Annotated in this window: 27 protein-coding genes, 1 tRNA gene and 1 pseudogene; 22 read left to right on the top strand and 7 right to left on the bottom strand. The window is 40.1% G+C overall.

Features of this window, described 5'->3' with window-relative positions:
- Positions 1 to 112: 112 nt before the first annotated feature.
- Positions 113 to 1,393: a DEAD/DEAH box helicase gene (locus BO219_RS06085; RefSeq protein ID WP_077428788.1), complete on the top strand. Its 1,281-nt coding sequence runs from the start codon at positions 113 to 115 to the stop codon at positions 1,391 to 1,393.
- Between the two features lie 13 nt (positions 1,394 to 1,406).
- The gene (locus BO219_RS06080) at positions 1,407 to 2,294 is read left to right on the top strand and encodes a deoxyribonuclease IV (RefSeq protein ID WP_077428786.1); all 888 of its coding nucleotides are present in this window, start codon (positions 1,407 to 1,409) and stop codon (positions 2,292 to 2,294) included.
- 22 nt (positions 2,295 to 2,316) lie between these two features.
- On the opposite strand, the gene BO219_RS06075 is transcribed toward BO219_RS06080, so the two are convergent.
- Complete coding sequence (locus BO219_RS06075; protein ID WP_004889494.1) at positions 2,317 to 2,571, bottom strand: DUF2624 domain-containing protein; 255 nt, start codon at positions 2,569 to 2,571, stop codon at positions 2,317 to 2,319.
- Between the two features lie 84 nt (positions 2,572 to 2,655).
- Here BO219_RS06075 and BO219_RS06070 point away from each other — a divergent pair.
- From BO219_RS06070 to BO219_RS06055, 4 genes and pseudogenes are all read left to right on the top strand, one after another.
- A pseudogene (locus BO219_RS06070) lies at positions 2,656 to 3,530 on the top strand (YitT family protein).
- Positions 3,531 to 3,588: 58 nt separating this feature from the next.
- The gene (locus tag BO219_RS06065; protein WP_077428785.1) at positions 3,589 to 4,344 is read left to right on the top strand and encodes a metal ABC transporter ATP-binding protein; all 756 of its coding nucleotides are present in this window, start codon (positions 3,589 to 3,591) and stop codon (positions 4,342 to 4,344) included.
- A gap of 14 nt (positions 4,345 to 4,358) precedes the next feature.
- Complete coding sequence (locus tag BO219_RS06060; RefSeq protein WP_077428784.1) at positions 4,359 to 5,192, top strand: metal ABC transporter permease; 834 nt, start codon at positions 4,359 to 4,361, stop codon at positions 5,190 to 5,192.
- A 6-nt stretch (positions 5,193 to 5,198) separates the two neighbouring features.
- Positions 5,199 to 5,624 carry a Fur family transcriptional regulator gene (locus BO219_RS06055; RefSeq protein WP_006317883.1) on the top strand — a complete coding sequence of 142 codons (426 nt, stop codon included), beginning with the start codon at positions 5,199 to 5,201 and terminating at the stop codon, positions 5,622 to 5,624.
- 2 nt (positions 5,625 to 5,626) lie between these two features.
- Here the strand turns inward: BO219_RS06055 and BO219_RS06050 are convergent, their stop codons facing one another.
- Entirely contained in the window at positions 5,627 to 6,202 is a 576-nt protein-coding gene (locus BO219_RS06050; protein ID WP_077428783.1) for a 5' nucleotidase, NT5C type, read from the bottom strand.
- Between the two features lie 130 nt (positions 6,203 to 6,332).
- Here BO219_RS06050 and BO219_RS06045 point away from each other — a divergent pair, with 130 nt between their 5' ends.
- Positions 6,333 to 6,665, top strand: a complete 333-nt coding sequence (locus tag BO219_RS06045) for a hypothetical protein (RefSeq protein ID WP_077428782.1) — start codon at positions 6,333 to 6,335, stop codon at positions 6,663 to 6,665.
- A gap of 21 nt (positions 6,666 to 6,686) precedes the next feature.
- Here BO219_RS06045 and ispG read toward each other — a convergent pair whose 3' ends face one another.
- Together ispG and BO219_RS06035 are read right to left on the bottom strand one after the other, a co-directional pair.
- A complete protein-coding gene (gene ispG, locus BO219_RS06040; RefSeq protein WP_004889502.1) occupies positions 6,687 to 7,781 on the bottom strand; it encodes a flavodoxin-dependent (E)-4-hydroxy-3-methylbut-2-enyl-diphosphate synthase in 1,095 nt (364 codons plus the stop codon).
- Positions 7,782 to 7,860: 79 nt separating this feature from the next.
- Positions 7,861 to 8,172, bottom strand: coding sequence for a type IV pilus assembly protein FimV (locus BO219_RS06035; protein ID WP_004889503.1), 312 nt, complete (start codon positions 8,170 to 8,172; stop codon positions 7,861 to 7,863).
- A gap of 163 nt (positions 8,173 to 8,335) precedes the next feature.
- Between BO219_RS06035 and BO219_RS06030 the strand changes: the two genes are divergently transcribed.
- The gene (locus BO219_RS06030; protein ID WP_077428781.1) at positions 8,336 to 10,060 is read left to right on the top strand and encodes a methyl-accepting chemotaxis protein; all 1,725 of its coding nucleotides are present in this window, start codon (positions 8,336 to 8,338) and stop codon (positions 10,058 to 10,060) included.
- Between the two features lie 12 nt (positions 10,061 to 10,072).
- Here the strand turns inward: BO219_RS06030 and BO219_RS06025 are convergent, their stop codons facing one another.
- Positions 10,073 to 10,846, bottom strand: a complete 774-nt coding sequence (locus tag BO219_RS06025) for a DUF1189 domain-containing protein (RefSeq protein WP_077428780.1) — start codon at positions 10,844 to 10,846, stop codon at positions 10,073 to 10,075.
- Positions 10,847 to 10,964: 118 nt separating this feature from the next.
- Between BO219_RS06025 and BO219_RS06020 the strand changes: the two genes are divergently transcribed.
- The 9 genes from BO219_RS06020 (at position 10,965) to phoU (ending at position 19,868) form a co-directional block, all read left to right on the top strand.
- A tRNA-Ile gene (locus tag BO219_RS06020) sits at positions 10,965 to 11,038 on the top strand.
- A gap of 166 nt (positions 11,039 to 11,204) precedes the next feature.
- Complete coding sequence (sodA, locus tag BO219_RS06015) at positions 11,205 to 11,813, top strand: superoxide dismutase SodA (protein ID WP_012574541.1); 609 nt, start codon at positions 11,205 to 11,207, stop codon at positions 11,811 to 11,813.
- Positions 11,814 to 11,904: 91 nt separating this feature from the next.
- Positions 11,905 to 13,119 (top strand): MFS transporter, encoded by a 1,215-nt coding sequence (locus BO219_RS06010; RefSeq protein WP_077428779.1) that lies wholly within the window; start codon positions 11,905 to 11,907, stop codon positions 13,117 to 13,119.
- A 60-nt stretch (positions 13,120 to 13,179) separates the two neighbouring features.
- Positions 13,180 to 15,333: a peptidoglycan D,D-transpeptidase FtsI family protein gene (locus BO219_RS06005; RefSeq protein ID WP_077428778.1), complete on the top strand. Its 2,154-nt coding sequence runs from the start codon at positions 13,180 to 13,182 to the stop codon at positions 15,331 to 15,333.
- A 113-nt stretch (positions 15,334 to 15,446) separates the two neighbouring features.
- Positions 15,447 to 16,409 carry a PstS family phosphate ABC transporter substrate-binding protein gene (locus tag BO219_RS06000; RefSeq protein ID WP_077428777.1) on the top strand — a complete coding sequence of 321 codons (963 nt, stop codon included), beginning with the start codon at positions 15,447 to 15,449 and terminating at the stop codon, positions 16,407 to 16,409.
- Positions 16,410 to 16,484: 75 nt separating this feature from the next.
- The gene (gene pstC, locus BO219_RS05995; protein ID WP_077428776.1) at positions 16,485 to 17,435 is read left to right on the top strand and encodes a phosphate ABC transporter permease subunit PstC; all 951 of its coding nucleotides are present in this window, start codon (positions 16,485 to 16,487) and stop codon (positions 17,433 to 17,435) included.
- Positions 17,436 to 17,437: 2 nt separating this feature from the next.
- On the top strand, positions 17,438 to 18,319 hold the full coding sequence (gene pstA, locus BO219_RS05990; protein ID WP_077428775.1) for a phosphate ABC transporter permease PstA: 882 nt from the start codon (positions 17,438 to 17,440) through the stop codon (positions 18,317 to 18,319).
- A gap of 26 nt (positions 18,320 to 18,345) precedes the next feature.
- On the top strand, positions 18,346 to 19,155 hold the full coding sequence (gene pstB, locus BO219_RS05985; RefSeq protein WP_077428774.1) for a phosphate ABC transporter ATP-binding protein PstB: 810 nt from the start codon (positions 18,346 to 18,348) through the stop codon (positions 19,153 to 19,155).
- A 53-nt stretch (positions 19,156 to 19,208) separates the two neighbouring features.
- Positions 19,209 to 19,868, top strand: coding sequence for a phosphate signaling complex protein PhoU (phoU, locus tag BO219_RS05980; RefSeq protein WP_006317904.1), 660 nt, complete (start codon positions 19,209 to 19,211; stop codon positions 19,866 to 19,868).
- Positions 19,869 to 19,897: 29 nt separating this feature from the next.
- On the opposite strand, the gene BO219_RS05975 is transcribed toward phoU, so the two are convergent.
- Together BO219_RS05975 and BO219_RS05970 are read right to left on the bottom strand one after the other, a co-directional pair.
- Positions 19,898 to 20,311, bottom strand: coding sequence for an endolytic transglycosylase MltG (locus BO219_RS05975; protein ID WP_077428773.1), 414 nt, complete (start codon positions 20,309 to 20,311; stop codon positions 19,898 to 19,900).
- Entirely contained in the window at positions 20,308 to 20,625 is a 318-nt protein-coding gene (locus BO219_RS05970; RefSeq protein WP_216366003.1) for a hypothetical protein, read from the bottom strand. The genes BO219_RS05975 and BO219_RS05970 overlap by 4 nt, the downstream gene beginning before the upstream one ends.
- Positions 20,626 to 20,769: 144 nt before the next feature.
- Between BO219_RS05970 and BO219_RS05965 the strand changes: the two genes are divergently transcribed.
- The 5 genes from BO219_RS05965 to BO219_RS05945 all read left to right on the top strand — a co-directional run bounded on the left by BO219_RS05965 (position 20,770) and on the right by BO219_RS05945 (position 25,382).
- Positions 20,770 to 23,154: a sugar phosphate nucleotidyltransferase gene (locus BO219_RS05965; RefSeq protein WP_077428771.1), complete on the top strand. Its 2,385-nt coding sequence runs from the start codon at positions 20,770 to 20,772 to the stop codon at positions 23,152 to 23,154.
- Positions 23,155 to 23,234: 80 nt separating this feature from the next.
- Positions 23,235 to 23,384 carry a 50S ribosomal protein L33 gene (rpmG, locus tag BO219_RS05960; protein WP_004889517.1) on the top strand — a complete coding sequence of 50 codons (150 nt, stop codon included), beginning with the start codon at positions 23,235 to 23,237 and terminating at the stop codon, positions 23,382 to 23,384.
- 54 nt (positions 23,385 to 23,438) lie between these two features.
- On the top strand, positions 23,439 to 24,008 hold the full coding sequence (locus BO219_RS05955) for a 5-formyltetrahydrofolate cyclo-ligase (protein ID WP_077428770.1): 570 nt from the start codon (positions 23,439 to 23,441) through the stop codon (positions 24,006 to 24,008).
- A 160-nt stretch (positions 24,009 to 24,168) separates the two neighbouring features.
- Entirely contained in the window at positions 24,169 to 25,119 is a 951-nt protein-coding gene (locus BO219_RS05950; RefSeq protein WP_077428769.1) for an L-lactate dehydrogenase, read from the top strand.
- Positions 25,120 to 25,190: 71 nt separating this feature from the next.
- A complete protein-coding gene (locus BO219_RS05945) occupies positions 25,191 to 25,382 on the top strand; it encodes a hypothetical protein (RefSeq protein ID WP_171699728.1) in 192 nt (63 codons plus the stop codon).
- Positions 25,383 to 25,401 lie beyond the last annotated feature (19 nt).

The raw sequence follows: 25,401 nt of genomic DNA, 5'->3' as shown, positions 1-25,401 counted from the left end.
TCTATATTACGATATGCAAGAAAGCTCATATAGTTGAATGAACGATTGATGTTCGTATATAATATATAACTGGTCTATTTTTTTATTGAACTGAGAAAGGGGATGAGAAACGATGTTCGAGCGTTTTCCGTTTCATCCGTTTATTATAGAGGCGATTCAACATTTAAAATTCCATAAACCGACACCGATTCAAGAGCGTGTCATTCCTGCTGTGTTGCGTGGTGAAAGCGTCATCGGCCAGTCGCAGACGGGAACAGGAAAGACGCACGCTTATTTATTGCCGATCATTCAGCGCATCGATCCGCGTGTAGCAGAAGTACAGGCGGTCATTACTGCACCGACGCGTGAATTGGCAACGCAAATTTATCATGAAGTGTTAAAAATCACAAAGTTTTGTCCGAATGATCACCGCATTACAGCCCGTTGTTTTGTTGGCGGAACAGATAAGTTGCGTTCGATTGAAAAGCTGAAAACACAACCTCATCTTGTCATTGGTACACCGGGGCGCATTGATGATCTTGTTCGCGAACAAGCGTTATTTGTTCATACTGCCCGCATGCTCGTCGTTGACGAAGCAGATGTGATGCTTGATATGGGGTTTATTGTAGATGTCGATCGCATCGCGGGTCGTATGCCTGAAAATTTACAAATGCTCGTCTTTTCTGCTACTGTTCCAGAGAAGTTGAAGCCGTTTTTGAAAAAGTATATGGAGAATCCGACTCATATTCATATCACCCCAAAACAGATCGCAGCACAAACGATTGAACATATTTTAATTCCGTTGCGTCATCGCGACCGTTTACAACTTTTACATGACGTGTTAGTGAGCTACAACCCATATTTAGCGCTTGTGTTTGTCAATACAAGAAAAACAGCTGACGAGGTGGCGAACGGCTTAATTGATAAAGGATTAAAAGTAGGTGTGTTACACGGAGATTTATCACCACGTGAACGGAAAAAAATGATGAAAGCGATTCGTGATTTACAATTTCAATATATTGTTGCAACTGATTTAGCGGCGCGCGGAATTGACATTGAAGGCGTCAGTCACGTCATTAACTATGAATTGCCGTCAGACCTAGATTTTTACGTTCATCGCGCTGGGCGAACAGGACGTGCCGGTTATGAGGGGATTGCTGCAACGATTTATGAAGCATCCGATCAACATGCGTTAGTTAAGTTAGAAAAGAAAGGGATTCATTTTCTCCATCGTGATTTGCGTCAAGGTGAATGGATCGAGCTTGATGCATGGAACGGACGGAAAAAAGAGAAAAAAGTCGATGAAGTGGAACAACTCGTTGAAAAAATAGCGAAAAAACAAAAGAAAGTAAAACCAGGATATAAGAAAAAATTGCGAGAGCAGTTAAAAAAACAAAGAGCGAAAAAGAAATAAGGGAGAGAAGAACGTGTTAAAAATTGGTTCGCACGTATCAATGAGCGGAAAAGAGATGTTGCTAGCCGCGAGTAAAGAGGCGGTATCGTATGGGGCAAATACGTTTATGATTTATACCGGAGCGCCACAAAACACGAGACGGAAACCAATCGAACAGCTAAACATTGAAAAAGGACTTGCCCATATGAAAGAACATGGGATTGATGAAATTGTTGTACATGCCCCGTACATTATTAATATCGGTAATACGACTAATGCCAATACATTTTCTTTAGGTGTTTCTTTTTTACGTTCAGAAATTGAACGAACGGAAGCAATTGGCGCCAAGCAGCTTGTTCTTCATCCGGGAGCGCACGTTGGCGCAGGTATTGAAGCAGGAATTGAAAAAATTATTGAAGGATTAAACGAAGTAATTACAACTGACCAACAAGTACAAATTGCTTTAGAAACGATGGCGGGAAAAGGGTCAGAATGTGGAAGTCGTTTTGAAGAGTTAGCGAAAATCATTGACGGTGTGACACATAACGACAAATTGTCTGTCTGCTTTGACACGTGCCACACGCACGATGCCGGGTACGATATTGTTCATGATTTTGATGGAGTATTAGATGAATTCGATCGCATTATTGGGCTTGACCGTCTCAAAGTATTGCACATTAATGATAGTAAAAATGCTTGTGGAAGCCGTAAAGACCGTCATGAAAATATCGGCTTTGGTTATATCGGTTTCGATGCGCTCAATTATATAGTGCATCACCCACAGCTTACGCACGTGCCAAAAATTTTAGAAACGCCATATGTCGGTGAGAAAACGTCTGCGAAGCCGCCATATAAATTCGAAATTGCTATGTTGCGTGCACAACAATTCGATCCAAATGTTCGTGAAAAAATTGTTGAGTAGAAGGCTGTCATCGGCAGCCTTCTTACTGTATAAATTGACGAATGAACTCATTGGCTTGCTTGGCGAGTTGTGGTGATGTGCGATGGGCGAGTTCGCGAATCCAATTTTTTCTCGCTTGTTCGTTAAACACATCAATCGTTTTCTCGCGCATCATTTGAACAATCGTTTCCGCATCTTTCGGTGAAAGCGAAACGTTATATTCTTTTGCATACATCATCAACTCATTTGCGGTAATGGATTTCATTTTATGTTGGACGATTTTATGATATACATTCACGTAACATCCCTCCTTGTTTACGATATGAGCGGGAAAAGGAAGGTGTGCAATGATATAATAAAATAGATGAATGGGGAGATTTGGATGAAAAGACAACATAAAAAAGAGACGATTAGCCATTTGTTGTATCGTCTTGTGATGATGACGATTGGTGCCACGCTTGCAGCGGTATCCATCGAGCTGTTTTTAGTGCCAAATGAAGTTATTGACGGTGGGGTAATCGGTATTTCCCTTATTCTTGATCGCATTCTTCCAAATTACGCATGGTTGAACTTTGCGACACTTGTCGTTTTGTTGAATACACCATTTATGTATTTTGGTTATAAACAGATCGGAAAAACGTTCATGCTTTCCTCACTCTATTCTATCGTTGTGTTAGCTGTGATGGAACGATTGTTTCACCATGTATCTCCATTTACAATAGATTCCATTTTAGCGACAGTATTTGGCGAGCGATTCTTGGTGCGGGTGTGGGATTTGTTATTCGTCATGGAGGTTCGTTAGATGGAACAGAAATTTTAGGTATTTTAATGACGAAAAAATTGCCGTTTTCTGTCGGTGAGTTTGTTATGTTTACAAACATTTTTATTTTTACATGGGCTGCGTTTGTATTCGGACCGAAGCAAGCGATGTACTCTGTTTTAACTTATTATATCGCTTTTAAGACGATTGATACGGTTATTCAAGGGTTAGATGAAACAAAGGCAGTTTTGATCGTATCAGACCGTTATGAAGAAGTGTCGGATGCCATTTTAAATCGACTCGGACGCGGGACGACAAAGTTGATGGGAAAAGGCGGATATACGGACGAGCAAAAAGAAGTCATTTATGCGGTCGTGACACGTTTAGAAGTGACGAAGCTGAAGTCGATTGTATACGAAGTTGACGAAAATGCTTTTATTACCATTATGAACACACAAGAAGTACGTGGGGCGAAATTTAAGTCTGCTATTCATTAATGAAAATAAATGCGCTATACTATGAATCGGAATCATTTTGAATTAAGGTGGTCAAACGATGGACGATATTTTGCGTGTTGAAGATGTTTCGTTTCGGTATGATGATGAAGATGTATTGCAACATATTAATTTTCGCATTCCAAAAGGCGCGTTCGTCGGTTTAGTTGGTCCGAATGGGTCAGGGAAATCGACATTGTTAAAATGTGTTTTACGATTGTTAAAACCACAAACGGGGAGAATTTTTTTGTTCGGCACGCCGATTGAGCAGTTTAAAGATTGGCATAAAATCGGTTTTGTATCTCAAAAAGCAAACAGTTTTAATACTGGATTTCCTGCAACCGTATATGAAGTTGTTGCAAGCGGTTTAACAGGAAAGCTCGGTTTATTTCGTCGGTTAAGTAAAAACGACGAAAAAGCGATATACGAAGCGATTGATGCAGTTGGCATGAGCCCATTTATCCAGCGTAATATCGGTGAACTGTCGGGCGGTCAACAACAACGTGTATTTATCGCTCGGGCTATCGTATCGCAACCAGAGTTTTTAATTTTAGATGAACCGACTGTCGGGGTTGATGTACATCATGTGCAAAGTTTTTACGATATGCTTGCCCGATTAAATAAACAACATCATATGACGTTGCTTCTTGTTACTCACGATATCGGAACAATTACGGAAAAGGTGACGCATGTCGCATGTTTAAACAAACATTTACATTTTCATGGTAGTGTGCAACAGTTTGCACAGTTAAAAACAGAAGATGTCGCATCCTTTTATGGGCATCATCTTCATTTACTTGCTCATGACCATGCGTAGAAAGGGGGGTGTGTATGTTAGAAGCTTTATTTCAATATGAGTTTTTACAAAACGCGTTTGTTGTCGGTATATTGATCGGATTTATCGCCCCACTTTTAGGTGTGTTCATTGTCGTCAGAAGGTTATCGCTTATTGCTGATGCGTTAAGCCATGTCACACTAGCAGGAATTGCAGCAAGCTTACTTGTGCAAAAAAATTTTTTTACGTTTGCAACATTAAACCCGATTTATATTGGCATGGCATTTTCCGTTGTTGGTTCGTTATTTATTGAAAAACTGCGTACGGTATATAAACATTATCAAGAATTAGCGATTCCGATCATTTTATCAGGAGGGATCGGTTTAAGCGTTATTTTCATTTCGCTTGCGGATGGTTTTAATACTGATTTGTTTTCATATTTATTCGGAAGTGTAAGCGCAGTAAGCCGAGCGGACGTATGGACGATTAGCATCATTTTTTTCATTGTGCTTACTGTCATTTTTCTGTTTTATAAAGAATGGTTTATTTTGTCATTTGACGAAGAATATGCACAAGCATCGGGAGTAAAAGTAAAGTCGCTCCATTTTGTTTTCATTGTGCTAGTCGCTCTTGTCATTGCTGCGTCGATGCGAATTGTCGGCATTTTGCTTGTTTCGTCACTCATGACGCTTCCTGTTGCCGCAAGTATTCGAATAGCGAAAGGATTTAAACAGGCGTTATGGTTTTCCGTTTTGTTCGGTGAATTTGCGGTCATTGTTGGACTATTTCTTTCCTATTACTTAAACTTAGCTCCCGGTGGAACAATTGTTTTGCTAGCGGTTTGCATATTAATTGGATCAATCATGTGGAAAAAATGGAAGAGAGGATGAAGAAGCGTGAACGTTTCTGAAGCGCTACGATTAATGAAAGAAAAGGGATTTAAGTATACAGGGAAGCGCGAGGAAATGCTTGAATTGTTTGCGAAAACAGATAAATATTTAACTGCAAAAGATGTGCTTGATGTAATGAAAGATCGGTATCCTGGACTTAGTTTTGATACCGTTTATCGCAACCTGGCACTATTCGTTGAGCTCGGTATTTTAGAAATGACTGAGCTATCTGGAGAAAAGCATTTTCGGTTTACATGCAACATGAGCCATCACCACCACCATTTTATTTGCATGACGTGTGGCAAAACGAAAGAACTTGTCACGTGTCCGATGAATGAATTAGCGGAAGACTTGCAAGGATACGCCATTTCAGGACATAAATTTGAAGTGTACGGCACGTGTCCGATGTGTCAACAACAAGCTGACGTGTAATGTCAGCTTGTTGTTGTAAGCAATTTTTCTACTTGTTGTTTTGCTTCGTGCCAGTTGTATACACGAATGACTCCTTTTGGTAGCGGACCACGATTGTAAGGAGTATCAAATAAAATGACAGGGATCATACATTGTTCCGCAATGTCGCATGCGTTATCGTATTTATCTTCAAAAAAAATGTCGATGTTGTATTTTTTCACAGCCTCAATTTTATTGTGCGAACCGATAAGCTCAATATGATGATAATGAACGCCTTGTTGTTGAAACCATTTTTCTGTTATTTCATATAAGTGACGACCTCGTGCACTAATGTAATATAGCTCATATTCATCTTTCCAGCTATTAATGACCTCTAGTGCTCCGTTCGCAAGAGGAGCTTCGCTATAAATGATCGGCTCATATCGTTCCATCCATTCGTTCAGTTCTTCTTCTGTCGTATCTAAAAAAGGAACTAAATCGTAGTCAGTAATATCATCGAGCGTTAAATTTTTTCGGAATGATTTGTTTAAATATGGAATAAACGTACTTGGACATGTGACTGTTCCATCAATATCGATTCCAAATCGTCGCTTGATCATTGTTTGCTCATCCTTTCATGTCGGGTGCTTCTTGCCCATTATAACATTGACATAAAGTAACATCTATAATGACGTATCGCTTATTGCATAATAATAGTGCTCCTCATTTTACGAAAGCGAGGGAATTGTTATGGACAATGAGCGTCAAGCGTATGACAACGCACGAATAGATACGGTTCCAAACATTGAGCAAGATTTTATGGAAGAAACAGCAGGTGAAATTGCTGAGCCGATTCGATTTTCTGACCGAGAAGTAGAGCGTGGAGAAAACGGTCGGGGGATAGGTTGGCTTGCACTTGCTTTATCGATTGTTTCTCTTTTCCTTATGCCAGTCATTATGGGGGCGGCCGGCATTATTTTCGGATTTATCGCTCGCCGTCGAGGAGCGGAAACGTTAGGAGCGTGGGCGATTGGAATTGGTGCTGTCTCCATCATTTTAAGCTTTTTCGTCCGATTTTGGTAAATAAGAGGGGAATGTCCCCTCTTATTTTTGTTTCCCTTTCGAGGCATATTCTTCCGCCAATTTATCGATTTCTTTTTTCAGCTCTTCCACCATCGTCTCTTCAGGTACTTTACGAACGATTTTTCCGTGGCGGAACAATAATCCTTCTCCACGTGCCCCTGCGATGCCGATGTCAGCTTCGCGTGCTTCTCCGGGCCCGTTTACTGCGCAGCCGAGAACTGCTACTTTAATCGGTGCTTTAATTTGGGCAATATACTCTTCAATTTCATTTGCAATGCTAATTAAATCAATTTCGATTCGCCCGCATGTCGGACAAGAAATTAACGTTGCAGCGTTCGCCGCAAGACCGAATGCTTTCAACAACTCGCGAGCCACTTTTACTTCTTCGACAGGATCGGCGCTAAGGGATACCCGTACGGTGTTACCAATTCCTTTACTTAAAATCGCACCAAGTCCCGCAGCACTTTTTACCGTTCCTGCGAATAACGTACCCGATTCCGTAATCCCAAGGTGTAACGGATAGTCAAATGCACGAGCGGCTTTTTCGTATGCTTCAATCGCTAAACGAACGTCGGAAGCTTTTAATGACACGATAATGTCTTGAAAATCGAGGTCTTCTAAAATGCGAATATGATGCAGAGCGCTTTCGACCATCCCATCTGCAGTAGGATAGCCGTATTTTTCTAAAATGCGCTTTTCAAGTGAACCAGCGTTGACCCCGATGCGAATCGGTACGCCACGTTCTTTCGCTGCTTTAACGACCGCTTCAACTTTTTCGCGTTTCCCGATATTTCCTGGATTAATGCGAATTTTATCCGCCCCGTTTTCAATCGCTTTTAAAGCAAGGCGATAATCAAAATGAATATCGACAACGAGTGGAATATTAATGCGCTTTTTTATTTCAGCAATCGCATCTGCTGCTCTTTCATCTGGGCAAGCGACGCGAACAATTTGGCATCCAGCTTCTTCAAGTCGATGAATTTGGGCAACAGTCGCATCGACGTCATGCGTTTTTGTTGTCGTCATGCTTTGAATGACAACCTCATTATTCCCGCCAATTGTAATGTTTCCAACACGAACAGGGCGGGTTTTCGAACGATGAATGATTTCACTCACGCGTCAATCGCTCCTTTAACGTATTAATCAAATCATTTTTTATTGTAGCAATGTTTCTTATTTGTTGACAACGTTTTTGCTATTTCTGTTTATAGAGTGGAATACGATACGTTTTGCCAGCTTGAAGGGAATGCGCATTTACATGTGGATTGAGCGCTTGAAAATCAGTAATGAGTTGATCGATGGGTACGGGCAATTTACCATTCATTTCACGTTCGATAATGGAGAGGAGCGTATCGCCACGTTGGACGGTTATTTCGCGATAAGGTAATTCGTTCGTCCGCTTGTTCGTTTTTTCCGCACGAATCGTATGAATCGTTCCGTCTGTTACATCATGGTAAGCAATCGCACATATAGCAATGAAGATAAGAAGGGTAACTACTTTTTTCATCCTATTTCCCCACCTGTCGTTCTTCTTTCTTCATGCATATGGCTTGTCCTTATCATATATGCACAAAAATTACACTTCTTTTACATCACTTCACATTTGTTTAACATCCCATTCATATTTTTTTAGTATTCTTTGTCTGTATTTGTCGAAGGGGGGATGTGCCGTGCCATTGAAAAATATAAAACCGCATATAAGAATATTTCGTATTCAACCATCACCGAAAGTAAAACAATGGTTATTAAAAATGAGTTTACAAAACCGTCTATTCATTTTATTTTTTAGTGTTCTAATTACTTCGCTTAGCATTGTGGGGATGATTGCTTATCATCAGGCGAAAGAAACGACTGTAAAAGCGATCGAAAACCGCCTTGAGAGAGAAGCGACGATGATGTTTGAAGTATTACGTAATTTGCTGTATATTCATGCCGGAAATGAAAAACTGTTTGACAAAAGTTTACGTTCTGCAATTAAGCAGCAAAGAGCAGAACTGATGCAAGATGGGTTAAGTGTAGATGTTTTTTTAATAAGTGATGGAAAAGTAAAAACATTTGAGCGAAATGAACAGCTGAACGTAACAAAATCGATCAAAGAAACGATTGTGAAACGAAAAAATGGCGTTTCGCATTTGGAGTGGAACGGACGTACATATACATTTGCATATAAGACGATTCAAGAATTAAAAGGAACATATGTCGTTGCTGTGCCGGATGAACAATTTATGAAGCCGATTCAACAGCTTGCCAAGTTAACAATTGTAACGATTATGATCAGCGTTATCATTTCAACGATCATGATTAAATGGTTAGTTAGTGGATTAACGAAGCCGATTGCTCACCTTCGTCATGCAATGAGTCGATTGTCGCGTGGAGATTTAACAATCAATGAGCAGATTTATTCAACTGCGCCGGAGATTGATTCACTTGCACGTAGCTTCCAACGGATGTTGACGAGCATGAAACATGTCATTTGCGAAATGAATGAAACGACGAGGCAGTTGGCCATGACAGGAGGAGACTCAAAGCATGTGTCTGAACACGCGATTGAGTCGAACGATCAGCTCATATCAGCCATTGCAACCGTAAAGCAAGGGGCAGAAGAAACAGCAAACGCTTCAGATGAAAGCATTCATCGGGTAGCTGAGATGAAAAAACGAATGCAACATGTGCTAACAAGCGTACAAAACATTTCAACAAGTGCGTTTGATATGAATAAATCTTCGGAAAGTGGCGAAAAGCGTCTGACGCATTTAATTGCTGATATTCACTTATTTGCTCAACAATTCAAAGAAGTAAACGATACGATTCAAAGTGTGAAACATCATTCCACGTCGATTACAAAAGTTGTCGATGTCATTCGCCAAATCGCTGAGCAAACGAAGTTATTAGCACTCAATGCCACAATTGAAGCTGCCCGTGCTGGTGAAGCAGGAAAAGGGTTCGCGGTTGTCGCTACAGAAGTGAGAAAGTTAGCGGAACATGCTTCGAAAGCAACGGAAGAAATTACATCATCCATTTTTGCGATGGAAGAAGTATCGATTCATGCGACGAATCAATTTGAAGGAATGGTCGAACATTTACAACATCAACTCATGTCTGCAAACGAAGCGAAACATTCATTTGACCATTTGTTGAAAGAAATTCAACGCGTCAATCGTAACGTAGCACAAATGGAAAATGAACTAGAGCAGTTTCAACAATTATTGCCGATGATCGAGACTGTAACGATGGCGTTTGCCTCCGTTGCCCAACAAACGCTTGCAAGTGCGGAAGAAATGATGTCGTTTTCGTATGACCAAACGAAGCAGATGAATGATATGTATCGTGTTGGTGAACGATTAAATGAATTATCGCAATCGTTATCTACAATCACTTCATCATTTAAACTATAAGAAGCAGGCGGATCAGCCTGCTTCTTTCATAGAAGGGAGTTCTTTAATGGAAGCGAACAAAATCGTGACAGAAACGAACCAGTCTAAAGCAACGGCATAAGGAACAACAATTTGCAACGATTCCATTATTGTAAAAAAGATAGTTGATAATGTAATCGAATAAGCGGAGATGCTCCACATATGACGGTACGTTCCACGCTTATTTAATGTGCCGCGAAAAATGAGACCGATGAATGCAAGAACGGTCACGTAAAGAAATTTACTTGTACATGTGAAAAAGTATAAAACAAAAAACGATAGTGAAATGACGATAGGAAGTAATGATTGCAACGTGCGTGTAAATTCATATACGTCTTTGTTTGTAAAGCGATCTACTTGCATGACGGCATACGGATACGATTGAACGTGGCCATTTACAACGAGCGAAAAGTCTTCTTTTAAAAACGCTACTGCATTTGTGTAGCGCGCTACGTCATCGGTAGTTAATGTACCTGTGCTATCTAATAAAATAGTCACGTCAGGATGTATGAGCTCAATTGGTTTTTTTTCGTCCGATGTCAATATGCCATCGACGACTTCAAATGGGGGAAGCTCCTCGCTCAATAGTTCGCGCGTTGAGTCGATCGTTTTGTTTATACTTATTATAAAATAAATAGCAATCGGCAACGTCGCAATAAGCGATAAAAAGAACACGTAACTAATCGCTTTTCCGATCGGATGAAAGCGAAAGCGGGCAATATGTACAGGCGAATAAAGACTTTGTAACAACCGTTTCCACATGATCATTCACATCCTTTAGGCATCATCATTTTTCATTCTACTTCTTTTTCTATTCGCTACACAACCATTTTGTCTCGTATTGACGCCTTTCATCATTTTTGCTAAAATTACCATCGGATATGATGGACCCTTAGCTCAGCTGGTTAGAGCGGACGGCTCATAACCGTCTGGTCGCAGGTTCGAGTCCTGCAGGGTCCATTTTCCTCGCTAAGTGAATTAGCGAGTTTTTTTGCAAATAATTTGAAACATTCGTTTTATTTTGGTACTCTTAAAGTAGGTTCACTTATGAAACTTTTCTGTTTCTAAATGTGATTGAACGGTTTCATTTGTGACCAATTACATAATAAATGAGGAGGAATGAAGTATGGCATTTGAATTACCACAATTGCCTTATGCTTACGATGCGTTAGAGCCACATATTGATAAGGAAACGATGAACATTCATCACACAAAACATCATAACGCATATGTAACAAACTTAAACGCAGCGCTTGAAGGTCATCCAGAATTACAAAGCAAAACAATCGAAGAGCTAATGGCTCATTTAAACGAGGTGCCGGAAAACATCCGTACAGCTGTTCGTAACAACGGAGGAGGGCATGCAAATCATTCGCTCTTTTGGACAATTCTTTCACCAAATGGTGGCGGTGAGCCTACAGGTGAATTAGCTGAAGCAATTAACAATACATTCGGCAGCTTTGAAAAGTTTAAAGAAGAATTTTCAAAGGCGGCTGCAACACGTTTTGGGTCTGGTTGGGCATGGCTTGTTGTGCACAACGGTCAGCTTGAGGTAACAAGTACACCAAACCAAGATACGCCATTAATGGAAGGTAAAACACCAATTTTAGGATTAGATGTATGGGAGCATGCATACTACTTAAAATACCAAAACCGTCGTCCAGATTATATTTCAGCGTTTTGGAATGTTGTCAACTGGGACGAAGTTGCCAAACGTTACGCAGCAGCAAAATAATGATGAAGAGCTCGGCAAATTTTGTCGAGCTCTTTTTGCATATCGCTACAAAAGAGTAGGCAAACTACTTGTCAAGAAAGGGAGTTTGCCTATGAACAGATGGAAACGAATCATCGCGCACATTCACACACATCGCCAATTGTTTCTTTTACTAGCAATCGGCGGATTGTATTCTCTTAGCATCGCTTTGTCCAATACGTTTGTAAACGTATATGTTTGGAAAAAAGTGAACAGTTTTCATGCCCTAGGTGTGTACAATTTAGCGATTGTCACATGGCAGCCGCTTGCATTTATCGTTGCTGGGAAAATCGCCAAAAAAATTGATCGCGTCATCGTTTTACGAATGGGCGTGACGTTTTTGGCACTCTTTTTTTTAGTCGTATTATTCAGTGGAAATCAAGCGATGAATCATTTGTTTTTCCTTGGTGGTTTGCTTGGTGTTGGTTATGGCTTTTATTGGCTTGCATTTAACGTATTAACATTTGAAATTACTGAGCCAAATACGCGCGATTTATTTAACGGGTTGCTTGGAGCGATGACATCTGTGGCAGGAATGATTGGGCCACCGCTAGCAGGATGGGTTATCGCTTCGAGTGAAAAGTTTACGGGGTACATGGCGATTTTTTTAGCTTCTTTATGTTTGTTTATTGCCGCGGTGATCCTCAGCTTCTTCCTACATCGACGAGGCTCATCAGGGCGATTCGCACTTCGTTCAGCATACGATGAACGAAAGAAAAACAAAAATTGGAAAATGATTACAAACGCCCACTTTTTTCAAGGATTTCGGGAAGGAACATTTGTGTTTATCGTTTCTATTTTTTTATTTATAACAACAGGAACAGAAAAAGCGCTTGGCGTATTTGGTTTTATTAACGCAGTTGTTTCCTTCATGACGTACTCGTTTGCATCCAAATATATAAAGCAACGCTGGCGATTGCGCGCGATTTTATTTGGTGGCGTGTTATTGTATGCTTCTGTTTTTTTACTCGTTTTTGATTTGTCGTACACAAAGCTGATGATATACGGTGCGCTTATTGCTGTTGGTTATCCGATTTTGCTTGTCCCGTATTTGTCGCTTACATTTGACGTCATTGGACAAAGCAATCACGCAAAGGAGTGGCGCATTGAATATATTGTGATGCGGGAATTGTTTTTGAATGGTGGGCGTGCTACATCTGTTCTGTTGTTTTTATTAGCCATTACGCTATTTGACGCAAAAGAAGCAATTCCATCACTAATGTTAATTGTTGGAGCCGGTCATTTAATTATTTATTTTTTTGTAAGACGCATTCGACTTTCAATGTAGAAATTTGCGAGCGTTTCTTTTACAATGAGAAGGAGCAAGTAAAGGAGGTGCTCGCACGTTTTGAAACAAATACAACATGCTCAAAAAGCGAAGAAAAAGAAAAAACGAATGCAGGTGCCATTTCGGTTAAACGTGCTATTTTTTATTGTATTTTTACTCTTTTCTGCGCTTATTTTACGATTAGGTGTCATCCAAATCGTTTATGGTGAGCAATATCGAAAAGAGGTTGAGCGAACGGAAAACGTCACTGTCAATACACCGGCGCCGCGTGGCAAAATTTATGACCGTAACTACCAAGTCGTTGTCGATAACGAACCGCTTCATGCGATTACGTATACGCGCACCCAAACAACAAAACCTTCGGAAATGATTGAAGTAGCAAAAAAGTTAGCAATGTATATTGAAAAGCCGACGGATCGTGTGACAGAGCGAGATATAAAAGACTATTGGATTTTAACAAATGAGGAGAAGGCGAAAGAAAAAATTACAGAAAAAGAATGGAAACAGTTTCGCGCTAAAAAGTTGAAAGATAAAGATATTTATCGACTGCAACTTGAGCGCATTACAGAAGAAGATGTAAAAGCAATTAAAGAAAAGGAGCTTGAAGTTGTCGCTATTTTTCGGGAAATGAATAGTGGATACGCGTTGACGCCACAAATGATTAAAAATGAAGGGGTAACGAATGAAGAATATGCGGTTGTTAGCGAGCATTTAGAAGAATTGCCAGGGGTAGATGTAACGACAGATTGGAATCGTCATTATGCATTTGGTGATACGTTTCGTACAGTGCTGGGAAATATTACATCATCGGAAGAAGGGTTACCGCGTGAAAAGCTTGACTACTATTTAGCACGCGATTATAGCCGTAATGACCGTGTAGGGAAAAGTTACATTGAAGCGCAATATGAAGATGTGTTACGTGGGCAAAAGGCAAAAATTAAAAATGTGACAGATAAAGCAGGCAACATTATTGAAACGATTGAAATATCGCAAGGACAGCGCGGCAAAGATATTGTGCTAACGATCGATATGGAATTACAAAAACGTGTCGAGCAAATTATTGAAGAAGAATTGACGACAATGAAACGGCGCGGTGGAACAGAGTTGCTCGATCGTGCTTTCGTTGTCATGATGGATCCGAATACGGGAGAGATTTTATCGCTGGCTGGGAAACTGTATACACGTGATGAGAATGGGAAAGTAGTGTTCAAAGATTATGCCCTTGGAACAATCACATCAGCGTATGCGATGGGTTCAACAGTCAAGGGAGCAACCGTATTAACAGGATTTCAAACGGGTGCTATTCAACCAGGCACGGTGCTAGTTGACGAACCGCTGTATATTAAAGGAACACCGACGAAAAAATCGCATAGCGGTATTCGTCCGGGACCGATGAACGATTTAAAAGCGCTTGAAATGTCGTCAAACGTTTACATGTTTAAGACAGCAATAGCGATTGCTGGCTCTACGTACCGCCCCCATCAAGCGTTACCAATTAAAAAAGAAGCGTTTTCGATTATGAGACGATACTTTAATCAGTTCGGTTTAGGTGTGAGAACAGGGATTGATTTGCCTGGGGAAATTATCGGATGGCCTGGACAAAGTACGCTTCCAGGGCATTTACTTGACTTAGCTATTGGGCAGTTTGATGTATACACGCCAATTCAAATGGCGCAATACGTTTCAACGATCGCTAACGGTGGATATCGCATTCAACCGCACGTTGTAAAAGAAATTCGCGAACCGATTAGCGAAAAAAATGAAATGGGAAATGTCATTTATTCGTTTGAGCCGAAAGTGTTAAATCGAGTTGATATGAAAACGGAGTATATTGAGCGCGTGCGTGAAGGATTTTATCGCGTTATGCACGGTTCAAACGGAACAGCGCGTGCCTTTTTCGCAAACGCCCCTTATGATCCAGCAGGAAAAACAGGAACCGCACAGGCGTTTTATGATGGACCGATCAAGTCGAGACGGATGACGCCAACATACAATTTGACGTTAGTTGGCTTCGCTCCGTACAACAATCCGGAAGTGGCGTTTGCTGTCGTTGTGCCTTGGGTATATCAAAATCCGAGAAACCATTATCCGATCAATAACTACATTGGAAGAAAAATTTTAGATGCGTATTTTGAATTGAAAACAAAGCGCCAATTCGGAGAGCAACCCCCTACTGAACCGTTGAATAATGAGGAACAAACAATGGAAAGATAAAAGAAAGCGAATTTACAAAAGCTTAACATTTGTTTAAAACGAATTTAATACCTTTCCATTATTCTATAACTCGTGGGACAAAAACTAATGAAAAAGTAGGGGGAAATCAAAAGATGAAGAAAAACAAATGGTTTGCACTCGCAAGTGTAACAAGCGCTGTATTAGCATTTACAACAGCATGTGGTGGCGGCGCTGAGCAAGGCGGCGAAAATGGCGGAGAGCAATTAAGCGGCAACGTTGTTGTAGATGGATCGTCTACTGTTTATCCGATTGTTGAAGCTGCCGCTGAAGCGTATGCGGGTGAACAACCAGATGTCAAAGTATCTGTTGGTTTGTCCGGAACAGGTGGCGGATTTGAAAAGTTTACAAAAGGGGAAACAGACTTTTCAAACGCTTCTCGTCCAATTAAAGAAGAGGAAAAGAAAGCTGCTGAGCAAAACGGCATTCAATTTGAAGAGCTCCAAGTTGCATTCGACGGTCTTTCTGTTTTAGTAAATAAAGATAACGACTGGGTTGATTATTTAACAGTTGATGAACTAAAGAAAATTTTTACATCCGGTGCGGTAAACGGTAATGACAAAGTGAAATGGTCAGACATTCGTCCAGAATGGCCAAATGAAGAAATTAAATTGTTCTCACCAGGACACGACTCTGGTACGTTCGATTACTTCGATGAAGTCATTTTAGATGGACAACCGTTAAACAAAACAGCGCAATTATCTGAAGATGATAACGTACTTGTTCAAGGAATTGCAGGCGATAAAAATGCGCTCGGCTATTTCGGGTTCGCATACTACATTGAAAATAAAGATAAGTTGAAAGCTGTGCCAATCGATAATGGAAACGGTCCAGTAGAACCGACGCATGAAACGATCCAAAGCGGTGAATACGCACCACTTTCTCGCCCATTATTTACGTATGTAAGCGTAAAGGCGTTAAAAGAAAAGCCACAAGTATATGATTTCGCGAAATTTTTATTAGAGAACGGTGCGGAGTTTGCTGAAGAAGTTGGATATGTAGCGCTTCCACAAGAAAAATGTGATGAGCAATTGAAAAAGCTTGAAGGATTGAAATAACGAAACGTGAAGATGAGAAGCGACACCACAGTCGCTTCTCATCTCGCCATGAATTTGGAAAGGGGTTTTCACATTATGGCGATGACAGATGGGAATCGTTCATATTCCGTCCGTGAGATGATTAAAGAAAATAAGAAAAAGCAAAGCGGACAACAGTTTATGGAATGGTTCATGCCAAAATTGTTATTATTAACAGCTACCATTTCGGTTTTAACGACAATCGGCATTTTATTTACATTGTTATTTGAAACATTTATTTTCTTTGAACGAGTATCAATCGTTGAATTTTTAACGAGTAAAGAATGGCTTCCATGGGATGAAAAAACAGGTTCGTTCGGCATTGCTCCTCTTGTAACGGGAACGCTTTTAACGACAGCGATTGCGATGGTTGTAGCCATCCCAATCGGTTTAGCTTCAGCAATTTACTTGAGTGAGTATGCGTCTGAAAAGGCACGAAAAGTATTAAAACCGATATTAGAAGTGTTGGCGGGAATTCCGACAATTGTATACGGATTTTTCGCATTAACATTTGTAACACCTCTTTTGCAAAAAATCATCCCAGATTTAGGGATTTTTAACGCGTTAAGCCCGGGCATCGTCATGGGTATTATGATTATTCCGATGGTTGCTTCCTTATCTGAAGATGCGATGAGTTCTGTGCCAAACTCCATTCGTGAAGGAGCGCTTGGCCTCGGTTCAACGAAGTTAGAAGTTGCTTTAAAAGTCGTCCTTCCTGCAGCGACGTCAGGTATTGCGGCATCGTTTATGCTTGCAATTTCTCGTGCTGTTGGTGAGACGATGATTGTAGCTGTAGCAGGTGGTTCATCTCCTGTTTTCACATTTGATGTAACGAAATCGATTCAGACGCTAACTGCCTACATTGTCCAAGTAACAACAGGCGATGCCGGATACGGTACAACGGTTTATTACAGCATTTATGCGGTCGGTATGACACTGTTTGTATTTACGTTAGCCATGAACTTACTCGCGCAATACATTTCTCGTCGCTTTAGGGAGGAGTATTAATCATGGAAAAGTTAATTGATAAACAACGTGTCGTTCAACATATGAACGGTCGTCTGTTACGCAATAATGTGTTAAAATTTTTGTTTTTCTTGGCGACATTATTCGGATTGATTGTTCTCGTCGTCCTTCTATATCGGATACTCACTCAAGCACTTGGCTGGCTAAACATGGACTTTTTAAATAACTTCCCGTCTCGTCGTCCGGAAAAAGCAGGAATTAAAGCGGGATTAGTTGGTTCATTATGGTTAATGGTCATCGTTGCCCCTGTTTCGCTTATTCTTGGCGTAGGAACTGCCATTTATTTAGAGGAATATGCGAAAAAAAATCGTTTTACAGATTTTATTCAAACGAATATTTCCAACTTAGCAGGTGTTCCGTCGATCGTATTCGGTTTGCTCGGTTTAACGCTTTTCGTTCGTGAATTGAATTTAGGTCGTAGCATTCTAGCGGCTGGTTTAACGATGAGTTTGCTTGTGCTTCCTGTCATCGTCGTTGCGGCACAAGAGGCGCTTCGTGCCGTGCCGAATCAATTGCGCGAAGCATCATATGGTATGGGAGCGACGAAATGGCAAACGATTTATCGTATCGTTCTTCCAGCAGCGATCCCCGGTATTTTAACAGGTAGCATTCTAGCTTTATCACGTGCGATCGGTGAAACGGCACCGCTTGTCGTTTTAGGAATTCCGACGTTTTTAGCCTATTTACCACACGGTATTTTGGATACATTTACGGTTATGCCGATGCAAATTTACAACTGGACGTCACGTCCGCAAGCTGATTTCCAACATGTCGCGGCAGCGGGAATCGTCGTCTTGCTCGTTGTGTTAATCTTGATGAACTCAATTGCCATTTTTATTCGCAACAAGTTTCAAAAACGTTATTAATCGTGCGTTGAAAGGGGAACTTATTAATGGAATTAACAGTTGTGAAAGAACGTAATAAACAAGCTGAAGAACGAAGCGAAAAAAATGTTGTGTATCGGACGAAAAACTTAAATTTATGGTATGGAGAACATCATGCGTTAAAAAATATTGACTTAGATATTTACGAAAATGAAGTCACAGCGATTATCGGTCCGTCGGGATGTGGAAAGTCGACATACATTAAAACGTTAAACCGAATGATTGAGCTTGTGCCAAGCGTTCGCACATCCGGAGAAATTACGTATCGCGGGCGCAACATTTTTGATAAATCGTATCGTGTCGAAGAATTGCGTACGCAAGTCGGCATGGTATTCCAAAAGCCTAACCCGTTCCCGAAATCAATTTATGATAACGTGGCATACGGTCCGCGTATTCACGGTATTCGTGACAAGAAAATTTTAGATGAGATCGTTGAAAGAAGTTTACGCGGTGCGGCGATTTGGGATGAGGTAAAAGACCGTTTGCATACGAATGCATATGGACTGTCTGGTGGACAACAACAACGTCTATGTATTGCTCGCTGTTTAGCGATTGAGCCAGATGTTATTTTAATGGATGAACCGACATCTGCACTTGACCCAATTTCAACATTGAAAGTAGAAGAGCTTGTGCAAGAGCTAAAGAAAAACTACAGCATTATTATCGTTACACATAATATGCAACAGGCGGCTCGTATTTCTGATAAAACGGCGTTTTTCTTGAACGGTGAAGTGATCGAATATAGCGACACAGATAAATTATTCTCGAATCCAGACGATAAACGAACAGAAGATTACATTACAGGTCGATTTGGATAAAAAATCGTGCGGGTACGCTCGCACGATTTTTTCAAAATAAAGGGGGAGTAAGCATGTCTGTACGTGAGAAATTTGATTACGATTTGCAAACGTTGCGCGATCAATTACTACAGCTCGGAAGTCTCGCTGAAATCGCATTAACGCAGTCGTTTGAAGCGTTAAAAACAAAAAATAGCGATTTAGCATTGCAAGTGCTCGAGAACGATACAAAAATTGATCTACTTGATGAGGAAATTAACGATTTTGCGATTTTACTAATTGCAAAACAACAACCTGTTGCAATCGATTTGCGCCGCATTATTGTTGCGATTAAAATTGCAACGGACGTTGAGAGAATGGCGGATTTTGCTGTCAACATTGCGAAATCGGCTATTCGAATCGGTGAACAGCCATTTGTTATTTCATTAAATAAATTAGAAAAAATGCATGAAATCGCAGTAAATATGCTTTCGTTAACGTTAAAAGCGTATTACGAAGAAGATGTCGTTACAGCGAAAAAAGTGGCTGACATGGACGATGAAGTTGATCGTTTGTACGGCGAAACGATTCGGGAATTGCTCGAGCGCACAAAAGCACATCCAGATGCGATGTCGCAAATTACTCAGCTTTCGTTTACTGCACGTTACATTGAACGTATTGCAGATCACGCGACAAACATCGCTGAAAATGTCTTTTATTTAGTCAAGGGAAGACATTACGACTTAAACGATTAAAGCAAAAGGATGTCCAACAGCGGACATCCTTATTTTGTGATTTTTTTGGTGATTTGTTCATATGACATGTCACTTGTAACAACATACGTTCCAGGGCGTAGCGCACGCGTTAATTGGTGGGTATCGAGGTATGTTAAAAATGATTGAGCATCATCAATAATGTGCGCTTGTTCAAGTCGGTTAGCAACGTCGCGACTTGCCTCTCCTTTGGCAATCGTTAACGTATAAATGTACACTTTTTCTTTTTGAGATGGTGTTGTTTTTTCAGTTTCTTTTTTTTGTTTTTCGAGTTTTTCAGCGAGTTCATTTCGTTCAGCAACGATTTGTTCATACTGCTGTTCGCTGATGATAGTATACTGTTTGTCATTCGTGTAATGAACGATAGCAAGTATCGTTGTGGCAAACAACATTCCAACCGCAAATGCACGTGTTGTCTTTCTCATCGTTCATTCCTCGCGATCATAATATTTACTTCATCTATCGGCATGTTGAGTTTGCGGGCAATTTGTTCTTTTGTCCAACCTTGCTTATGTAGATGACATATTTGTTCTTCAGTTGAAAACAACTCCATTCCGACAAGCAGCTCTTCTTCAAGCGCTTTAACTCGCTTTTTTATTTCGTACAATTGTTGCATCGTCGATAATGTGAGTTGCTCTACTTGTTCTTCTACCTCTTTTACACGATCTTTTTGAAAGAAAGAAATAAGCAATAGTATGATTGCAAAAGAAATGAGTCCAATCAATGTATATTCGATCATGTTTGTCACCCCACTTTATTATACATAGGAATGTAGCGATCATGCATCATTTTCATGTAAAATCGACAATTTTCGTATATTGTCCGCATAGTATTGTCATGATATGATGGAAAAAAGTGTGCTTTCACTTGGGGGGGATATGTTGTGAAAGCGGTCATTATGGCAGGGGGAAGAGGAACACGGTTACGTCCGTTAACTTGTCATGTTCCGAAACCGATCGTACCAATTATGAATAAACCTGTGATGGCGTATAGTATTGAATGGTTAAAACATCACGGAATTACGGATATTGCTGTAACCGTTCAATATTTAAGTGATGAAATTATTGAATATTTTGGTGATGGACGTCGATTCGGTGTACATCTTCATTACTTTGAAGAGACGACGCCCCTTGGAACGGCAGGGAGCGTAAAACATGCTCAGTCTTTTTTAGACGATACGTTTGTTGTTATTAGTGCAGATACGTTGACGACAATTCATTTACAGCAAGCAATCAATTTCCATTTTTCCAAACAAGCATTAGTTACCGTTCTTATGCACCACGAAGCGACTCCTCTTTCATACGGTGGAATTGTGACAGATCGAAACGGAAAAGTGATTCATTTTGTAGAAAAACCAAAATGGAATGAAGTGTGCAGCGATTTAGTCAATACAGGCATTTACATTTGCGATCCAGCGATTTTTAATTATATGCCTGAACATCCACCTTACGATTTTAGTCAACATATTTTTCCACATCTCATTCAACAAGAGTACCCAATATACGGATATGAGGCGGATGGATATTGGTCTGATATTGGTGTCATCGAACAATATCATCAAACACATGTTGATTTACTAAATCAACGTCTCGTTTCTTCTCATTACAAAGAAATAGCTCCTGATGTATGGATCGGTGAGCGAGTGAACATTGCACAAGAGGTAAAATTAGAAGGACCGATTCTTATTGGGGACGATGTGCGCATTGATGCCTATGCAACACTCGGACCATATACGGTGGTTGGCTCACGTTCAGTTATTAGTAAATACGCATCGTTAAAGCGCTCGATTGTTTGGTCCAATGTTTATATTGATGAACATAGTGAATTACGGGGAGCAGTTGTAGCAAATGATGTGTATATCGGTAAAAAAAATGAAATATTTGATTATGCGGTCATTGGGGCAAAGTGCAAATTAAAAAATAAAGTGAAAGTGCAACATGCGGCTAAAATTTGGCCGAATAAAACAATTGCAGAAAAAACGAAAGTGAAAGGTTCAATTGTATGGGGTGAACAACGCCCAAACGTATTGTTTCGCCAAAATGGGATCAGCATGCGCGCTCATGTTGATGCTCATCCGATGTTTATCACACAGTTGGCTTCAGCATATAGCAGTCTACATGAAAAAGGAAGTCACATATTAATGGGCTATGACAATCACCCGTTGTCTCAGGCGCTCGGATCGTTGTTTGCTCAATGTTTGCATATGTACGGTATGTACACAAATGTATATGAGGGGGGATATTTGCCTGCTTTTCGTTATATTCTTTCTCATAAACAATATCGTGGTGGCGTATTTGTGACGGTGAACGAACATGATGAAGTAGTTATTGACATACACGATGAACAAGGATTTCCCATTGATTGCACGATGGAACGCGCGATTGAACAACGAATGAAACATGAACATCACATGTCAGTGGCTCAAATTGGCGAAGCAATGAAACAAAAAGAGAACGATGAAATGTATATTCGCGCATTGCGTCAAGCGATTTCTTTTTCTTCATCGGAGCGATGGAAAGTTGTCGTCGCTAGTTCTCCTTTATTGAAGCATACCATTGAACGCACACTTCTGTTGTTCGCGATAGAAGTTGTTTGGACAAAAGAGCGTGATGATGAACACATTCGGAAACTAATCGAGCAAGAACAAGCCCAATTTGCTATCGTGTTTGACTATTCAGGGGAACGTTTTCGAATGTTTGACGGGCAAGGAATCACATTGACGAAAGAAGAAATGATTTCGTTGCATGTGCTCACATCTCTTTTATTTAGCGAAACGAAAAAAGTAGCCGTTCCTGCTTGGGCACCGTCTGCGTTACACACATTAGCAGAACGGTTATATGGAGATATTGTTTATGTAAAAGATACGAGACGAGATTTTTTGCTTGCACATCATCATGAGCCGTTTCATTTTTATTTCGATGGATTGTATGCATGTGTACAACTATTGCACTTGTTAGCGATTGAACGTTGTTCGCTTCGTACCATTGTGTCGTCTATTCCAACTATTCATTTATCATGCCGTGATGTTCATTGCCCATGGGATGAACGGGCGGCTGTTATGCGTAAATTGTTAGAAGAATCGTATGACAAGCATGTAGATTTTACAGATGGCATGAAAGTATATCATGAAGATGGAGCATGGACACTCATTTTACCGAAAGTAGATGAACCAACGTTAACGATTTATTCACAAGCAGCAAATGCTCAAAAAGCAAAAGAATATACGAAATACTATATAAAGAAAATTCGGCAATATCAAAACGTATAAAATTCATATGGAAATTGTTTAAGAAAAATGATATGATGGAAAGGTGTGATTATAATACTTTTGTTTGGAGGGAAAGAACGATGCGTGTAAATATTACGTTAGCATGCACAGAATGCGGCGAACGCAACTATATTTCAACAAAAAATAAGCGCAATAACCCAGAGCGCCTCGAATTGAAAAAATATTGCCCACGAGACAAAAAAGCAACAGTTCATCGTGAAACGAAGTAAGCAGTAGGATTTTTTTCCTGCTGCTTATTTTTTTATGAAAGAGGGGGAAGGTTAATGAATAAGAAACAATTGCGGCAACAAATAAAACAACGTCTCTTACATATGACAAAAGAAGAACGCAAGAAAAAGGAGAACATCATTCACGATATATTATTTCACCAACATCTTTGGCAAACGGCACAAGTGATCGGTATTACGATCTCACAACAAATCGAAATCGATACAAAATGTATCATTGAACGAGCATGGCAAGAAGGGAAAAAAGTTGCCATTCCAAAATGCGATGTAACAACAAAACAAATGACGTTTCGCGAAATTCGTTCGTTTCAAGAAACGGAACGCTCTTTTTTCGATTTATATGAACCGATTGTGGAAGAAACGAGAGAAGTGCAAAAACATGAAATCGAGCTCCTATTTGTTCCAGGTCTTGCTTTTGTTCGTAAAGGATATCGCCTTGGCTATGGTGGGGGATATTATGATCGATATTTAGTTGATTTTCCAAACGATACAATTTCCCTTGCATATGATTGTCAAATCGTCTCTACGTTGCCGGTTGAACAGCATGACATCCCTGTCCAAATGATTATTACAAACGAAGGAATTGTTGTTTGTGAAAACGAATAATAAAACAGCATAAGCGCTTTCATATTGTACAGGAGAAAAAATTAACAAAATGTTAATAATTCATGCCTTATAAACTTTGTGAAACAGTGTACAATGTAAGTGTGAAACAGATAAACAACGCACAGATTGTAAAATGATATAAACGAAAGGTGGAAGAAATATGTCAAATAAAGTGAATCGTGTTGTTTTAGTTGGAACAGGTTTTGTCGGTTCAAGTTATGCGTTTGCGCTTTTAAACCAAGGAGTGACAGAAGAGCTCGTTTTGATTGATATTAATAAAGAAAAATCGGAAGGGGATGCGATGGACTTAAATCACGGCATGCCGTTTGCGCCATCCCCAACGAAAATTTGGTTTGGCAATTACGAAGATTGCAAAGATGCTGATCTCGTTGTGTTAACTGCGGGAGCCAATCAAAAACCAGGAGAAACACGATTAGATTTGGTTGAGAAAAACACGAAAATTTTCAAAAATATTATCGATCAAGTGATGGCAAGCGGATTTAACGGTATTTTTCTCGTCGCCACAAATCCGGTTGACATTTTAACATACGCTACATGGAAGTTTTCAGGATTGCCAAAAGAGCGCGTGATCGGTTCAGGAACGATTTTAGACACAGCTCGCTTCCGCTATTTGTTAGGTGAATATTTCGATGTGGATACGCGCAACGTACATGCTTATATTATTGGGGAACATGGTGATACGGAGTTGCCTGTTTGGAGCCATGCATTCATCGGTTGCCGTCCAATTGCCGATATAATGAAAGAAAAGCCACAATATAAACAAGAAGATTTAGATAACATTTTTGTGAATGTACGCGATGCAGCGTATCAAATTATTGAGCGAAAAGGTGCAACATATTACGGCATTGCCATGGGACTTGTTCGTTTAACAAAAGCGATTTTACAAAATGAAAACAGCGTTCTTACTGTTTCAGCTTACTTAGAAGGCCAATATGGCCAAAATGATATGTACATTGGCGTACCAGCGATCGTAAATCGCAACGGTATTCGTGAAGTTGTTGAACTGCAATTGAACGAAGAGGAAAAAGAAAAATTTACTCATTCTGCAACTGTATTAAAAGATGTGATGAAGCGCGTTGGATTGCAATAGGTTGTCTCATGATGAGGCAACCTTTTTATAATTTCAACACGAAAAGGGAACGGTAAATATGAGGGAGGGTGATGATATTGAATGGAAAAACGTTGATCGTTGCCGTTATGGCAGGGCTCGTTCTTTATCAGTTTCGTTATCGGTTATTGAACGAAATATTGAAACGAGAAGCGGTTCAAAAACGAGTGGTACAATGGGGAATGTCCGTTCCGTTTATTCGCCAGCGCATTGTTCCTACATTATTTTTACAAAAGTACAAATAGTTGCGCTTTGTAAGAGAGT

Source organism: Anoxybacillus kestanbolensis (assembly GCF_001996285.1).
Classification (GTDB): Bacteria; Bacillota; Bacilli; order Bacillales; family Anoxybacillaceae; genus Anoxybacillus; species Anoxybacillus kestanbolensis_A.
The sequence above is the reverse complement of the archived record's forward strand: the minus strand, read 5'-3'. Positions and strand labels throughout refer to the sequence as shown.